Annotated in this window: 14 protein-coding genes; 6 read left to right on the plus strand and 8 right to left on the minus strand. The window is 43.0% G+C overall.

Features of this window, described 5'->3' with window-relative positions:
* Positions 1 to 226: 226 nt before the first annotated feature.
* From BFP75_RS07600 to BFP75_RS07610, 3 genes are all read right to left on the minus strand, one after another.
* The gene (locus BFP75_RS07600; RefSeq protein ID WP_099544647.1) at positions 227 to 922 is read right to left on the minus strand and encodes a zinc metallopeptidase; all 696 of its coding nucleotides are present in this window, start codon (positions 920 to 922) and stop codon (positions 227 to 229) included.
* Between the two features lie 143 nt (positions 923 to 1065).
* Complete coding sequence (gene ald / locus BFP75_RS07605) at positions 1066 to 2166, minus strand: alanine dehydrogenase (RefSeq protein WP_099544648.1); 1101 nt, start codon at positions 2164 to 2166, stop codon at positions 1066 to 1068.
* 380 nt (positions 2167 to 2546) lie between these two features.
* Positions 2547 to 6050: a leucine--tRNA ligase gene (locus tag BFP75_RS07610; protein ID WP_099544649.1), complete on the minus strand. Its 3504-nt coding sequence runs from the start codon at positions 6048 to 6050 to the stop codon at positions 2547 to 2549.
* A gap of 97 nt (positions 6051 to 6147) precedes the next feature.
* On the opposite strand from BFP75_RS07610, the gene BFP75_RS07615 reads away from it, so the two are divergent.
* From BFP75_RS07615 to BFP75_RS07640, 6 genes are all read left to right on the plus strand, one after another.
* A complete protein-coding gene (locus BFP75_RS07615; protein WP_099544650.1) occupies positions 6148 to 8118 on the plus strand; it encodes a T9SS type B sorting domain-containing protein in 1971 nt (656 codons plus the stop codon).
* A gap of 176 nt (positions 8119 to 8294) precedes the next feature.
* Positions 8295 to 9173 (plus strand): cell division protein FtsX, encoded by an 879-nt coding sequence (locus BFP75_RS07620; RefSeq protein ID WP_099544651.1) that lies wholly within the window; start codon positions 8295 to 8297, stop codon positions 9171 to 9173.
* Between the two features lie 9 nt (positions 9174 to 9182).
* Positions 9183 to 9446, plus strand: a complete 264-nt coding sequence (locus BFP75_RS07625; protein ID WP_099544652.1) for a DUF3098 domain-containing protein — start codon at positions 9183 to 9185, stop codon at positions 9444 to 9446.
* A 1-nt stretch (position 9447) separates the two neighbouring features.
* Entirely contained in the window at positions 9448 to 10245 is a 798-nt protein-coding gene (locus tag BFP75_RS07630) for an undecaprenyl-diphosphate phosphatase (RefSeq protein ID WP_099544653.1), read from the plus strand.
* A gap of 20 nt (positions 10246 to 10265) precedes the next feature.
* Positions 10266 to 10964 carry a tRNA pseudouridine(55) synthase TruB gene (truB, locus tag BFP75_RS07635; RefSeq protein ID WP_206073514.1) on the plus strand — a complete coding sequence of 233 codons (699 nt, stop codon included), beginning with the start codon at positions 10266 to 10268 and terminating at the stop codon, positions 10962 to 10964.
* An 80-nt stretch (positions 10965 to 11044) separates the two neighbouring features.
* Entirely contained in the window at positions 11045 to 11770 is a 726-nt protein-coding gene (locus tag BFP75_RS07640) for an energy transducer TonB (protein ID WP_099544654.1), read from the plus strand.
* Here the strand turns inward: BFP75_RS07640 and BFP75_RS07645 are convergent.
* From BFP75_RS07645 to BFP75_RS07670, 5 genes are all read right to left on the minus strand, one after another.
* Positions 11753 to 12364 (minus strand): thioredoxin family protein, encoded by a 612-nt coding sequence (locus BFP75_RS07645; protein WP_099544655.1) that lies wholly within the window; start codon positions 12362 to 12364, stop codon positions 11753 to 11755. The two genes, BFP75_RS07640 and BFP75_RS07645, sit on opposite strands and share 18 nt — an antisense overlap.
* 234 nt (positions 12365 to 12598) lie before the next feature.
* A complete protein-coding gene (locus BFP75_RS07655) occupies positions 12599 to 12967 on the minus strand; it encodes a hypothetical protein (RefSeq protein WP_099544657.1) in 369 nt (122 codons plus the stop codon).
* A 105-nt stretch (positions 12968 to 13072) separates the two neighbouring features.
* Positions 13073 to 13954, minus strand: coding sequence for a YitT family protein (locus tag BFP75_RS07660; protein WP_099544658.1), 882 nt, complete (start codon positions 13952 to 13954; stop codon positions 13073 to 13075).
* An 11-nt stretch (positions 13955 to 13965) separates the two neighbouring features.
* Entirely contained in the window at positions 13966 to 15372 is a 1407-nt protein-coding gene (locus tag BFP75_RS07665) for a TolC family protein (protein WP_099544659.1), read from the minus strand.
* Between the two features lie 2 nt (positions 15373 to 15374).
* Entirely contained in the window at positions 15375 to 16727 is a 1353-nt protein-coding gene (locus tag BFP75_RS07670) for an HlyD family secretion protein (protein WP_099544660.1), read from the minus strand.
* Positions 16728 to 16730 lie beyond the last annotated feature (3 nt).

Below are 16730 nucleotides of genomic sequence, written 5' to 3' on the forward strand. Positions count from 1 at the left end.
TCGCAGCTGTGGCCGTGGCCGCATTTGGGGCACCTGTAGCCCCCGTCCCACTTTAGCCAGGCCAGATGCGACAGGCAGCTGTCCGTGTCCGGGAATTTCTCCATAAAGTCGAAAAGGGACATGCTTTTGAATCTTTGCTCCATGTTCTTGATGTTTGTTTCCCCGAATTTACTACTTCTATCGTTATTGATTAAGTACCTAAGTCAATAAATTTTTATCGAATAGATTAATCCCTACTTCCAAAAACCTGAAGTCCCCAATAGACAAGGGTGGCCAAGGAACCAATAGCAGCTACCAAATAAGTCCTTGCCGCCCATTTCAAGGCATCTTCGGAACCTTTGTATTCAGACTGTGTGACCATATTCCTATTCTTGAGCCATGCTAGGGCACGGTTGCTCGCATCATATTCAACAGGTAGGGTAATAAAACTGAACAATGTAGCCATTCCCATCATGATCAATCCGGCTACCGCCACCCAATATCCAAAGCCAACCCCCGCAGCGGCACCCAGTGCCAAGCCGCCAAAAACGACCCAAGTGGACATTCCGGAGGTAACACTCACCACAGGTACCAATTTGGAACGCATGGTCAACCACTCGTAAGCTTGTGCATGCTGCACGGCATGGCCACATTCATGGGCAGCCACCGCTGCGGCAGCAGCGTTGCGTTGGCTGTACACGCCTTCACTAAGGTTTACTGTTTTGTTCTTTGGATTGTAGTGGTCCGATAACATCCCCGGTGTGGACACTACCTTTACGTCACGGATACCATGATCCGCCAACATTTTTTCGGCAATCTCGGCCCCACTCATACCATTTTGTAAATGGACTTTTGAATAATGCTTAAACTTACTCTTTAATCGGCTACTTACGAGCCAACTCACCAAAGCAATGGCACCGATTAATATATAATATCCCATCATAACGTTTCAATTTTTAGTTTCAATAAATATACAGAAGATTCCCTTTTGAATAAGAATCATTTATTAAAATCAAAAACCCCGCCAAACCCGTGATTATATGATTGCGGTCCGGTGGGGTTTCCAAAAACTGACAAAATGTACCGTTATGCGAACACTTCTTTCCAGCCAAAGGCCTCAATAATTTCCTCGTAAACCACTTTGCCGGACACAATATTCAATCCCTTTTCCAAGGAAGCATCCTTTTTACAAGCTTCTTCCCAGCCCAAATTGGCCAGTTTTAGGGCATAGGGCAAGGTAACATTGGTCAAGGCCATGGTAGACGTGTAGGGTAAGGCCCCGGGCATGTTCGCTACCGAGTAATGTACTACGTCATCAATAATATATATGGGGTCTTCATGCGTTGTGGGCCTTGTAGTTTCCACACATCCGCCTTGGTCTACCGCCACATCCACGATCACGGTCCCGGGTCTCATGTCCTTCAACATATCCCTTGTGATCAAGTTTGGGGCTTTCGCTCCTTTTAAAAGAACCCCGCCAATGATCAAATCATGGGTCTTAATATGTTTTCTAATATTGAATTCGTTCGAAAACTCTGTTACCACGTGTGGCGGCATGACATCGTTCACGTAACGCAAACGCTTCATATTGATATCCAAAATGGTTACGTGGGCACCCAGACCGGCTGCCATTTTAGCAGCTTGTATCCCAACGACACCGGCTCCAAGGACCAACACCCTACCAGGGGCCACACCGGGAACGCCTCCTAAAAGTACGCCTCGCCCCTTAACCGGTTTCTCCAAATATTTGGCGCCCTGTTGAATGGCCATTCTACCCGCCACCTCTGACATCGGTGTCAACAAAGGCAAGGTTCCATCTTCGTCCTCCACAGTTTCATAGGCAATGCAAATAGCTTTTTGTTTGATCATGGCTTTTGTCAACGCTTCGCTGGAAGCAAAATGGAAATAGGTGAACAAAATCTGCCCCTCCTGAATCAGTTCATACTCTTCTTCTATGGGTTCCTTGACCTTTACGATCATCTCGCTCATGGCATATACTTGCCCAATAGTATCCAAAATGACGGCCCCGGCCTGTTGATAATCCTTGTTGAAAAATCCGCTTCCTTCCCCTGCTCCGGACTGTACATACACGGTATGGTCGTTCTTTACCAATTCAAAAACCCCGGCCGGTGTCATACCAACCCTGCTTTCATTGTTTTTAATCTCTTTTGGAATACCCACTATCATAATGGTCAATTTTTAAATTATGGGGTAAAGGTGCGATAATTTTAATTTTTAAGGAATAAATATTCGATAAAAGGAGGGGTTAATCCAATTAAAGTTCATTTTTTTTATATAATATCCCCATTAAATTTAGGGGTCTATATAAAAATAACTTATTTTAAAACGAAATACCCCCTCATCCAATAGAAAGATTGAAGAAGGTGGGATATTAAAAAATCTGATGGAACCTAGTTGGTTATATCGTGTTGTCTCCGCAAAGGAAGTCGAGAGGTGACCCGAGATTTCGAATATTAAATAGGGTCTCGAATTGAAGTTTATCTGGAGCGAAGTCGAAAGACTCGACCTGACAAAGAAATAATACAATTCGCCCTGCTTAAAGCGCGCTACCCTACGATGTTTACAATTTTACCGGGAACCACAATGACCTTTTTGGGTGTTCTTCCCTGTAATTGTTGTTGGGTTTTTTCATGGGCCATCACGGCAGCTTCAATTTCCTCTTTGGTCATGTCCATAGGCAGTTCCAATGTAAAACGCATTTTACCATTAAAGGAAACAGGATACTCCTTGCTGCTTTCTACCAGGTACTTTTCCTCAAACTTGGGAAAAGAAGCCGTAGCAATGGATGTGGTATGCCCCAATTTCTCCCAAAGCTCCTCCGCGATATGCGGGGCATAAGGTGAAACCAAAATAGCCAAAGGTTCCAAAATGGCCCTACTATTACATTTTTGCGCGGAAAGTTCGTTGACACAGATCATAAACGTAGAAACCGAAGTATTAAAACTGAAGTTTTCGATATCCTCCTCTACTTTTTTGATGGTCTTGTGCAAAGTCTTGAAAGCCTCCCCCGACCCCTCCTTCGGAGGGGCGTCCGACACGTAGAATTCTCCGTTTGGACCGGAGTGATATAGCCTCCAAAGTTTTTTCAAGAAGGAATGCACCCCTGTAATACCGGCCGTGTTCCAAGGTTTGGATTGCTCCAAGGGGCCCAGAAACATTTCGTACAACCGTAGACTGTCCGCCCCATATTCCTCACAAATGGCATCGGGGTTGACGACATTGTATTTTGATTTGGACATTTTTTCAACCTCACGATAAACTTTTCCCAGAGTTTCTTTGGTCATTTTTTCGTTCGGTATAATATTATCACCATCAAAATAGTGTGCGCTTCCAATTTCCGACAACCTAGGGTCATCTATTAAATCTAAAAACCTAAATTCATTTTTAAGATTAACAAAGTCAACACTTATTTGAGTCGATTTAAAGGCCTTATAATATCTATCATATTCACTAACATCAGGATTAAAATCTTGGTGATAGCTCAGTCTTTCATTCAAGAAAGACGATAACTTTTTAGGTAGTTGACCTAACATACCCTCATTATTTTCTAGGCTTTCATATAATTCTTTGCTCACAATAATTTGGCAATGTCCACTTACATCTTCATTACCATTTCTTAATCTTCCCTCAATAATATTTACAAAAGCACTTTCGCCAGTAATCATCCCTTGATTAATCAACTTTTTGGCAAACTCGTCCTTGGGTACCCAGCCTTTATCGAACATAAATTTTTGCCAAAACCGGGAATACAATAAATGCCCGGTAGCATGTTCGCTACCGCCAATATATAGATCCACATCCTGCCAATAGTTAATGGCCTCCTGGGAAAAAATTTCCTCATCATTATGTGGATCCATATAGCGATTGAAATACTGGGAACTTCCGGCCCAACCCGGCATGGTGTTCAATTCTAGAGCCCCTCCCTTAATTTCGCCACTTCGACCTACTTCGACTCCGCTCAGCACAGGCTGCTCAGTGTCCGAAATGGCCCTCTCAAACTCTTCTTCAGAGACTACTTTTCCTTCATCCCCATATTGCAGCCAATGCCATTCTTTGGCATTGCCCAATGGCGGCTCTCCGCTTTCCGTAGGCAGGTATTTGTCTACTTCGGGCAATTCCAAGGGCAAGAACTTTTCATCTAGCATCTGGGGCATACCATCCGCATCATAATAGACCGGGAAGGGTTCGCCCCAATAGCGTTGCCGGCTGAAAACCGCATCGCGCAAACGATAATTCACCTTTCCTTTTCCCTGTCCTATTTTTTCAAGTTCAAAAATGGCGCGTTTTACGGCTTTTTTGTAAGGTAGCCCGTTCAAGAAATCGGAATTGGCAATTACCGTATTATCCTTATCGGCAAAAGCTTCCTCCGAAATATCTACCCCTTCGAATATATTGGGAATAGGAATACCAAAATGTTTCGCAAAATCGTAATCCCGTTGATCACCACAAGGAACGGACATCACCGCACCGGTACCATAACCCGCCAACACATAATCCCCGATCCAAATGGGCACCCGCTCTTTGGTGAAGGGATGCTCAGCATAGGCACCCGTAAAGGCCCCTGTGATGGTCTTAACATCTGCCATACGATCTCGTTCGGAACGTTTCGCCGTGGCCTCTATGTAGGCCTCAACCTCATCCTTTTGTTCAGGGGTGGTGATTTTGGACACCAATTCATGCTCCGGTGCCAAGGTCATAAAAGAAACCCCGAAAATGGTATCGGGCCGGGTGGTGAAGACTTCAATGGTGTCCCCTCCCCAACCCTCCCCTGAGGGGAGGGAGTGTAAAGTCTGTTCAATATTACGTATGACATCCTCTAGATTATTCAAAACTTCCTCATTGGAAAACCGAATGACCTTGAATCCTTTCTTTTGTTCCAATTCCAATGTCCTTTGGGCATCTTTGTCAAGTTGATATTCATGGATTTTTCCATCGACTTCAATAATCAGGTTCTTTTCAAGAGATACAAAATCAACAATGTATCTATAGATAGGATGCTGTCTTCTAAATTTTAAATCCAATTTTTTAGTGCGAAGTGCTTGCCACAAAACATTCTCAGCCTCTGTTGGGTTTTTTCGCATTTCTTTGGCCCGCTCCAGCAAAACACCGATAATGGAAGAATCCCCAGTAAGTCTCGAATGCTCTCCCCCTCCAATGGAGGGGGCCGGGGGGAGGACTTTAAAAGTGACAGAAGCCCCTTCAGAGCGCCCGATCCAATTGGTCTGGGAATCTTTAAGTGGTTGCGGCCAATCGATTTTATCGAGTCCGTCCAACAAACGTTGGGCGTAAGCCGTAATACGCATACTCCACTGCGTCATTTTCTTCCGAATCACAGGATGGCCACCACGCTCGGAAACCCCGTTTACAATTTCATCATTGGCCAAAACAGTACCCAATGCCGGACACCAGTTCACTTCGGTATCCGCTAAATACGTAAGTCTATATTTTAAAAGTAAGGCCTGTTTTTCCTTGGATGAAAATGCATTCCATAACTCCGCCGTAATATTAGGGGTATCGTCATCACATACCGCATTTACTTTGGTGTTTCCCTCCTTCTCGAAAATCTGGATCAGACTGTCTATAGCCTCTGCCTTATCGGTATCCATATTATACCAGGAATTGAACAATTGTATAAAAATCCATTGGGTCCATTTATAGTAACTTGGATCCGAGGTACGTACCTCCCGGCTCCAATCAAAAGAGAAACCCAACTGGTCCAACTGCCTTCTATAGGTCTTAATGTTGGCCTCTGTGGTAATGGCAGGGTGCTGTCCCGTTTGAATGGCATATTGCTCCGCCGGTAAACCAAAGGAATCATAGCCCTGTGGATGCAACACATTGAAACCCTTATGCCTTTTGTAACGGGCATAGATATCACTGGCAATATACCCTAACGGATGCCCCACATGTAGCCCTGCCCCCGAAGGATATGGGAACATGTCCAAGACATAGAATTTTTCCTTTTCGGAATCGTTGTCCGCCTTAAAGGTTTGGTTTTCCGCCCAATATTTTTGCCACTTGGCCTCAATTTCGTTGAAATTGTAATTCATCTTCACAGTACTAAAAGTTTGACCCGTATTGATTTTATTTAGTAAAAATATCCTACTAGGCTAGAATTTCGTTAGGGCACAAAAATAGGCCTATTCGATGAAAGTTGAAAAGATATTGATGAATTACACCTTACCTCTCATACAACCAAAAAATGAATACTTTCTATACCAAAACCGTATCTTTATTCCTGTGAATACAGCAGGTCCCAAATACTTTCTTTGCTTTCTCCTCCTCCTGGTTTTGGCCTCATTGGAAGGAAGGGCCCAGCTAGGATTTTGTACAGGTAATTCCGGAGACCCTATTTTTACGGAGAATTTTGGGTCCGGTACCACGGATGGCCCTGCACTTCCACCCGGCACCACAACCTATAATTTCACCACTGGGACTCCCAATGACGGGGACTATACCATTTCCAGTACTACCAATTATTTTGATTGGCAAAACGTGGACGACAATACCCCAGGCGACACAAATGGAAAAATGTTCATAGTGAACGCAAGTTTTACGGCCGGGGAGTTTTACCAGCGTGCCGTTACGGGTCTGTGCGAAAATACCACCTATGAGTTTTCATCTTGGTTGATAAACCTTTTACCTGCTAATTCTTGTGAAAGCAACGGTATCCCAATAAACGTACGGTTTCAGATATGGGACGAGACGGACACAAATCTTCTGGCGCAGGGCGATACGGGCAACATACCGGCCAGAGCGTCCGCTAACTGGGAGCAATATGCCCTTGTATTTCAAACTCTTCCGGGACAGACTTCCGTCATCCTAAAAATGCGAAACAATAGCAATGGCGGTTGCGGCAACGATCTCGCCATCGATGATATCGTATTTAAGTCCTGTGGCGATTCCGTTACGGTCAATACAGACTTGGGTGAGGATAACCTAATAAGCTGCGAAAATCAAGGATCGGTTTCTGCTACTTTGGTGGCAACCCCAGACAATTCCATTTTTTCCACCCATGCCTACCAGTGGCAGGCAAGTACGGACAATCAAAATTGGACCAACATACCAGGTGAGAACACCAATACCTTTACGACCCCAATGTTGAATACAACAAGTTTTTACCGGGTAAAGGTGGCAGAGGACCCCGTTAATGTCTCCAATGACCTTTGTAATGTACTATCCGATGTGTTCGAAATCAATATCGTACCCATCCCGCCGCCACCCATAAGCAATGGTGATGTATCCGTATGCGTGAATGAAACCGCCACTTTAAACGTGGATAGTGCTGATATTTATAGCGTAAATTGGTATGATTCCCCAACCGGGGGAAACCTGCTTTTGGAAAACAGTAGGGAGTTTTCCCCTACCGAAGCAGGCACGTACTATGCAGAAGCAAATTCCAATGAGGTTGATTGTCCGTCAGACACCAGAACGGCCATCACCTTAACCTTTAATCCGTTACCCCAGGTTTTTGACAGCATTGTAACTTTTTGCGAGGGAGATACGGCACTTTTGTCGGCTGAAATCGACAATGTCAGCTATACCTGGAGTACCGGGGAGGTTACACGGGATATTACGGTGGGCACTCCCGGAGAGTATTCCGTAACCGTAACGAATGCGAACGGATGTTCCAGTACAAGAACAATTGTTTTGGAACAGATAGATGCACCTCGATTGGATTCGGTTAGGACCAACGGGCGATCTATTATCATAACGACCCAGAACGCAGGGGACTTTGAATTTTCCTTGGATGGTACCAATTTTCAGGACAGTCCTATTTTTGAAGCTGTTCTAGGAGGAATGTATACTATTTATATTCGGGACAAGACCAACTGCGGCATCATCACGACCGATTTCCTTCATATTGTAGTCCCCAATTTTTTCACACCAAACGGGGACACAACCAATGACGTTCTAATTCCGGAAGGAATAGCATCCTTTAGCGAGGTTGAACTTTCCATTTACAACCGATATGGCAAACTATTGAAATATGGAAAAGGGGAGAATGCTTCTTGGGACGGCACCTTTTTGGGTGCCCCTATGCCGGAGTCCGATTATTGGTACCGCCTACAATTGGATACTTTGGTGCGCAAGGGGCATTTTACCTTGAAGCGATGATAGTTTTTGGTTTTGTGATTCATTGTATCCGTTCGTTTTATTTTTTTCTATTGGTCATGCCCCGACTGTGCTCGGCACAGGAATATAATTCCCTATGCAACTTCTAGTTGCGTATCACGATTTGTTATGGCTCATGTCACATTACTTTTCTATTTTTACATCACTATTGGTTATTTATGAGCAAAGCATTTGAAAGATATCAAAGAAGAAAATTGATTTCGTCCTATTTCTCGGTCGTATTGAGTATTGCCTTGGTGTTGTTTCTATTGGGTATCCTAGGTCTTCTGGTACTGAACACCAAAAAAATGGCCGATCGTTCCAAGGAGCAGATTACTATTTCCGTGTTTTTAAAAGAGGATGCGAAGGATATGGAGGTAGAACAATTGCAGAAAACCCTGGCTATGTCAGAATACACCAAGTCTGCCACCTATGTATCCAAAGAGGAGGCGGCCGCCCAACATAGTAAGGAGATAGGAGAGGATTTTGTGGATTATTTGGGTTATAATCCGCTCAAGAATTCCATAGATGTTAAATTAAATGCCGATTTTGTCACCGCGGAGAAGGTTGCGGAAATCGCAGCCACCCTTGAAGAAAAAAGCTATGTGGACGAGGTAAGCTATGACCGTGTATTAGTAAGTATGGTCGCCAAGAGCGTGGAAAAAATAGGGTTTTGGATTTTGGTCGCCAGTGCCATTTTTACCATAATCGCCGTTTTGTTGATCAACAGCTCCATACGACTATCCATTTATTCCAAACGCTTTATTATCAAGACCATGCAAATGGTAGGGGCGACCAAGAGTTTTATTCGCAAGCCATTTATCTGGCAGAACATAAAGTTGGGAATGTTGGGGGCCCTCATTGCACTTATTGCCATAGCGGGTGTCATCTATTATGTAAACACCAATTTTCAAGATCTGGGACTTTTGGAAGACCCTTTGATACTAGTGATTCTTTTAGTAGGTGTGTTTCTTTTGGGGATGATTATTTCCTTGCTCAGCACCTACTTTGCCACCCAACGTTTCTTAAATCTCAGAACAGACGAATTATATTATTAAATTTGCCCTATGAGCAAAAAGGACAAAGTGGAACAGGCCCCAAGACGTGAATTTATTTTTCAGAAAAAGAATTACCTCTTCATGTTCATTGGCGTTGCGTTTTTAGCATTGGGATTTATTTTGATGAGTGGTGGGGGTAGCGATGACCCAAACGTTTTTAATCCGGAAATCTTTAATTTTAGAAGAATCCGTTTGGCACCTACCCTGGTCTTGATAGGACTAGGAATAGAGGTCTACGCCATTTTATTGAATCCTCACAAAAAGAAAGACTAATTTGGATATTTTAGACGCAATTATTCTCGGAATCGTTCAAGGGCTGACCGAGTTTCTACCCGTTTCCTCAAGCGGACATCTGGAATTGGGCAAGGCTATTTTGGGCGACAACTCCGTTCCCGAGGAAAGTCTATTATTTACCGTAGTATTACATTTCGCCACGGCATTAAGTACCATAGTGGTGTTTAGAAAGGATGTTTGGGAAATCCTTAGAGGGTTATTTCAATTGAAATGGAACGAGGAAAGTCAATTCACTGCGAAAATCATCGTTTCCATGTTACCCGCCGTTTTTGTGGGCCTCTTCTTTGAGAAGCAGCTGGAAGCCTTTTTTGGGGGCAATGTTATGTTCGTTGGTTTTATGTTGCTTATTACTGCCATCCTATTATATTTTGCCGATAAAGCAAAGGATACCGGTAAAAAGGTTGGCTTTGGTAGTGCGTTTATCATTGGAGTTTCCCAGGCCATCGCCATGTTGCCAGGAATTTCGCGGAGTGGAGCCACTATTTCTACCTCCGTACTCCTGGGCGTAGACAAATCAAAATCCGCCAGATTTTCCTTTTTGATGGTGGTGCCGCTGATATTCGGTAAAATTGCAAAGGACCTAATGGGTGGTGAACTCACATTTAACGGAGAAAACAATTTGGCTATGGGAGCAGGTTTTTTAGCCGCTTTTATTGCAGGATTGGCCGCATGTACCTGGATGATTCGCCTTGTTCGTAAAAGCAAACTTTCCTACTTCGCAATCTATTGCCTAATTGTTGGACTTATTGCCATCATCTACGGACTGACGAATAGGTAATCCATAAAACAGAAACCGTAATGGAAATCTTGACCAAGGAAGATTATTTAAATGGTCAGCTTATACTCATAGACAAGCCTTTGGGGTGGTCCTCCTTTCAGGCGGTGAACAAATTAAAATGGGCCATCCGGAAAAAATTCGGCCTTAAAAAAATCAAGATTGGCCATGCGGGTACCTTAGATCCCCTCGCCACCGGACTTTTAATAATCTGTACCGGGAAGTTTACCAAAAAAATTCAGGAATATCAGGGACAATCCAAGGAATATACAGGCACAATCACATTGGGCAGTACGACGCCCTCCTATGATTTGGAAACCGAAATAAATGAAAGTTTCCCTACAGCCCATATTACCAAAGACCTAATCACTAGAACCACATCCCAATTTATAGGGGAGATCGAGCAGGCCCCTCCGGTTTTTTCGGCCATTAAAAAAGACGGAAAGCGCTTGTACGAATATGCCAGGGAAGGGAAGGACGTTCCCATCCAAAAGAGAAAAGTGTTGATCCATTCCTTTGAAATAACGGATGTTCGATTGCCCGAAGTAGACTTTAGAATCACCTGCAGCAAAGGAACTTATATACGTTCCATTGCCCACGATTTTGGAAAGGCCCTGGATTCGGGCGGGTATCTGTCCAAGCTCAGAAGAACCAAAATAGGTGATTTTACCGTAAATATAGCGTTGGACCCATCGGTCTTATCGGAACGGATTTTGCAGTAACAGTTATATCGATGGATTTTTAGTAAATTCCCGTTCGTCGATTTACTATACTATTTTTAGAAAAAATCGGTTATATACACATGAATTTCAACAGACAACAATTATCCTTTTTGATTACCCTATTTTCCATGGGTATCGTTGTCTTGACGTTATACAATATCCACTTGGGCGGCCAAGAGGAAGATGACGACGACTATGTGGTGGAAATGGTCTTGGAAGAACCCGAAGAACTTACAGAGGAAGAGCAGGAAATCCTTGAAGAACTTGCCAAGGCGGAAGCCATAAAAAGTCATATGGCCTTTAACGAAACTGCCAAACCCAGTGTTGGCAACCCGGAACCTTTGCAGACCTTGGAGGAAATTATGGAGGAAAGGGCCATGGAAAATAATGGGGAACTTGCCGAAAACCTTATGTCTGATGGGGATTTTGTAGAGAGGGTCAAGGAACTGGCAAAAAAAAGGGAGGAAAAAAAGCAAATGCTCGGTGAAAAGGAAGCAAAAAAGGAGGAATACACGAACTATCTGGCCGAAAGGCGAACCTCCATTTCCTTCTCGTTGGTCGATAGAAATGGATACCGATTACCTCCACCAATATATACCTGTATAGAAGGCGGAAAAGTAGTTGTCAATATAGAGGTGAATAACCTAGGTCAAGTGACGGATGTCAGTTTCAATGAAAAAAGTTCCGGAACATCCAACGGCTGCCTTGTGGATAATGCTATTGCTTATGCTTATAAGGCGCAATTTAGCACTTCCGATAAACCAAGTCAAAAAGGCACGATTACGTATCTATTTCAAGGCAAGTAGCAACAACAGATCCCCAAGGATACTCTGCCCCTTATCCTTATTATACCATATTTGAAGGCTTTCCCGGAACGCAGCGGTCAAGGCCCCATGTTGCATTTTAAAAGCTTCTACCAATTGGGTCGCTTGGGTAGAACGGGGGCCCCAGGTCCCTAAAATTCTATTGGTTTGAGGTTCAAGCTGCACGAGCTTGGGAATGGACCATGCACCGTTCGTTAAAAACCGTTGCATGAGTTCTGGATGTTCATCCCTTAAAATAATTTTCAACGCAATATTGGGGTTGATTTCTGTAATCTTTTGCATTACGGGCAGGGCGGGAGATGCGTCACCGCACCAACTTTCTGTAAATACCAACCAATTCACTTCGTTGGAAAAAGATTTTATGGAAGCTATATCGGCTTCAGTAAATGTAAGGGTCTTGTCCCATCGCTGCATTCTCCGTGCGTTCAACTTTGTATAATTTATATAGGCATCCGTAGGTGCTTCCCCAGTAGACTTTCCCTCATTCGCCATGGTTCTCACGAGGTCCGCATATTGTTGATAGGTAAAGGCTACCTCAAGGGCTTGAGCCAAGGATGTTTTCTCAGAAACTTTCATATGACTGTAAATTGACATGGAGTTTATTGGTTGGAAATATACCGCAAACCTTACAATCCAATAAAATCATTTTAGGTAAATCATCTAAGAACAGGCCCAGAAGGCGTTCGTTGAATACATGTTTTAATGTCAAGATAGGCCCATGGATATGGGGTACTTTGGCGGTAGCCATAAAAAAAGGCTGGTCTTAAAAAAGAGTCAAGACCAGCCCAAACCAACCAAACCAAACAAAACTCAAATACCCGAATAAGGGTTAAAATTCTTAGGCAAATAAAGGGAAGTATCAAAATCCAAAATAACTTCTTCTTCCTCTAATGGATTTAGCGAATCAAGGTTTAACTCCATTCCACAATAAGGGTCAAAATCAGGTGAAAGAAACAGATAGGGATCAAAACCTAAATCTACCTCATGTTCTACCTCATTCAAGGATAATCCCTCATTTAGAGTGAATTTGGGGGTGCTGCTTAGGTCATTACAGTCCATTAACTTGCATACCATGGAGCCCTCGCTAGTTATAAGTTCAATATTTTGATCCACGTCTTTGGCATGGACCATCGAAAAAGTCACACACGAAATCAACAAAAAATAAAAATTATTCTTCATAATATTTAATTAATAATATGGTGCAAAGATAATGTCGAACGGACAGGTTTGAAGTATTTACTCTGTTAATTGGGTGTTAAACTTTCTTTTTTGATAGTATTACTATCATTTAATAGTCCTTTTCTTTATCATCCCTCCCCTCGTATCGTTTATTTTACTCATAACCACAAAGGCCTTAGGGTCGATTTTTGAGATTTCAATATTCAATTTTCTTATCTCCAATCTTGTAATGACCGTAAAAAGCACATCATACTCATTGTGTACACCATTTTTTCCGTAGCCCCCTTTTGCCTGATAGATGGTTACTCCCCTTCCTAAAACGTTCGTAATCATTTCCCGAAGCTCCTCACTGGAATCCGATATAATGGTTACGCCGGTATATTCCTCAATACCTTCTATTACAAAGTCCAGTGTCTTGGATGCCGCTAAATACGTCAGCATCGAATACAGGGCGGATTCTACAGAAAGTAGATAGGCGGCTGCCAAAAAAACTAGGATGTTAATAAGTATAATAATATCACCTATGGTAGTTCCCAACTTTCTACTGAGATAAATGGCCAGGATTTCAGTACCGTCAAGAACGCCACCCCCACGGATTGATAGCCCTATTCCTGCCCCAAGAAAGAAACCGCCAAATACAGCAACCAAAAGTTTGTCCTGAGTAACTTCAGGAAAATCCAAGGTTACCAAAACCAGGGCCAAACCTATAATGGCCAAAGAAGTCTTGATGGTAAACTGCCTTCCTATGACCTTATATCCCAAAAAAATGAACGGAATGTTGACCAAAATGATCAGAACATATAAAGGTATTTCATAGACTTCTGCCATAAGCAGTGAAATACCTGTGGCACCTCCATCAATAAATTGGTTTGGCAAAAGGAAACTTTCCAGTCCAAAGGCTGCGGAGAGGATTCCACCTGCCAAAAAAAAAGTATCCTTCATCAATAATTTTACATTGGGACCAATATTAAACGGAGATTGTGCCATGAAAAGAATCTTTAAAGGTTTTCAGGGTTTACCGCCAAACTATTGAAAAGCTTTGCCTTGGCCGTATAGTATTTGTTCTGTACGGCATTTTGTTTTAGCACAGCATCTATCAATTTGCTTTCCCTTGAATTGATAAGGAAAAGGGAACTTTCCCCAAAACTGAACTTTCGCTCCTCGGCGGTCAACAGGCTTTGATAGTTCGTGACAATATCCTGTATAAGCTGGTTTTGATTATCAAATGAGTCCAACTCATTGTATATGGCTATTACCTTGTTTTGAATGGCCACTTCTGCATTGTCAAATTCGAATTGGGCATCTTGTAATTTGATTTTGGCCAATCTTAAGTCACCACGCTCCTTTCTTAGAAACAAAGGTAACTGAAAGGTTACCCCGCCTTTGTACTGATTTGTATCAAAGGAGTTGATAAATTCTGGTGTTTCCGTAAGAAAATTGTATTCAAGGTCGATGGTTGGTAGGAGCTTGTTCGTTTTCAATTGTTTATCCACCCGCAGTCCATCTACCTTAAAGCCAAGACTTTTCAATTTTGGATGGTTTTCCAATGAGAAACTGTCGAGGGGTTTGCCCAATATCTCAAAAGTCTGGTCTATCTCCATATCAAGATCCTCTTCTGGAATGACATTGGGTTGTAAGTTGACTGGTATATTGTCCCCCAACCATAAAAAGTTGGACAGTTCCATAGATTGGTTGACCAAGGTAACCTTTGCCTGCTCCAATTCCAGGGCCCTATTTTGAACGGCAATTTTGGCCTCTACCGTATCAATGGCCGGTATATCTCCAGCAAGAGCACTCTTTTTGATTCCCACAAACCGAATTTGCGCGTTATCCAAAAAATTGGAGTACACCTTGCTGTCCCTGTAGGCCTGTAACCACTTAAAATAGGCTAGGGACGCATCGAAAAGGATTTGGTTGACCAGCAAATCACGGTCGGCCTTGCTTTGTTCCCTAAAAAACTTGGCCCGTTTAAGGGTCGCCATACGTTCGTTTATCCACGAACCACGTCCCAAAGACATCGCTACCCCGGCACTGTAGAGTCCATTTTCAGGAACGGATTCCTCCGGATTTAAAAATGCTCCGTCATTTTGTTCAAAGTTTCCCTTGAGTTCAATGCCGTACCAAGTGGGTATCTTAAAAGTAGCGTTTAAGCGGTCATAGTACTCCGTACCCTTAAAATCCTTTCGTTCGTAGTCCACATCCAACTTTGGGTCAAAACCGCCCCTAGCCTTTAAGAGATTGGCCTGTCCTGAACTCAAGGCCAATTCTGCCTGCTTGGCGATGGGATGGAACCTTTTGACATACCCAAGATATTCGTTGAACTTAAGGACCAACGTATCGTTCTGCTGTCCATGCACCAAAAAACTACTACAAAAAAGTAGGCTTAGGATAAAATACTTGTTCATATTTATTTTTTGACCGGTTCCCCTTGTGCTCCCTCAGGTTGGTAATAATTTGGAGGGAATCCATTTAACTGTCTCCATAGTTCAAACCAAATAGGAACATCCTCCAACAAGGCAATGGTTCTTGCACCAGAACCCACCCGGATGGCGTCTGGCCAAGGATGATCATCTTCGTCAGGAGCTACCAGAATACGATATTTTCCATTGGAACTTATAAAGGTTTCTATGGCAACGACCGTACCGCCGTAGGTTCCATAGGATACATTGGGCCAGCCACTGAATACAATTACAGGCCAACCATCGAACTGAATCCTAATTTTTTCCCCTAAATGAATCAACGGAAGGTCTATGGGTTCTACAAATGTCTCTACGGCTACATCGTAATCTGAAGGCATGATACCCACCAAGCGGTCACCCTCCTTAAAAGTCTCCCCAATTCCCGCCTGAATAGCCTTGTTTATAAAACCATTTTGCGGAGCCCGGATGTAATATAGATCGTTCCGTATTTCATAATTGGTCACTTCACTCTCCAACTTATTGACCTGTGCCTCAGAATCAAATTGATTGGACTGGGCAGTAAACATTTCGCTCTGGGCCTTGGATATCTTGTCTGTATACTCTGCCTGTACCCTGTTGATTTCAACCTCAGAATTGATTACCTCATTCTTGGCCGCCAAAAGTTTATTTTCCTGGGATATCAATTTTGCCTGACTTTCTTGAAGTTTCATTCGCTTCTCTTCAACATCGGTAACCGCCTTTAATCCTTCACTTTCCAGTTGTTGGGTACGATCAAACTGTCTTTGCGCTATTAAAATATTCGTCTTTGCCGCTTCCAGGTCGATACTATCGCTCTGAACCTTAAGTTTGGCCTGCAACAGCTTATTTTGGGCCTGTTGCAATTTGAGTCCCCGTTCCTTGACCAAGGCTTCGATTTGTACATTGAGTGCCTTAACCTTTCCTTGGTATGAATTAACCGAGGCCTCTTTTGCCTTTAACTGATTGCCGGTTCTTTCCACCAATCTTGGGTCAAAATATTCATTTTTAATTTCCGAAATAAACAGTATGGTATCCCCTTTTTTTACGTAGTCCCCCTCACGTACGAACCACTTCTCTATTTTACCAGGAATAGGGGATTGAATCGTTTGCGGGCGTTGATCGGGTGTTAAGGTCGTTACAGAACCTGTTCCCATAATATTCTGCGTCCAAGGCAAAAAAAGTATTATAACCCCAATAATGGCAAAAGTCAAAAGGAATCTGTTGAAATGCTTATAGTGCCTTTGATGGAACACTTTTTGCACAGAAATAAAGTGCTCTATAGAAACACTTTTATTTAGTTTATTGTGTGAAATGTTCAACATAAC

Origin of the sequence: Maribacter sp. 4G9 (genome assembly GCF_002742265.1) — a bacterium.
GTDB lineage: Bacteria > Bacteroidota > Bacteroidia > Flavobacteriales > Flavobacteriaceae > Maribacter.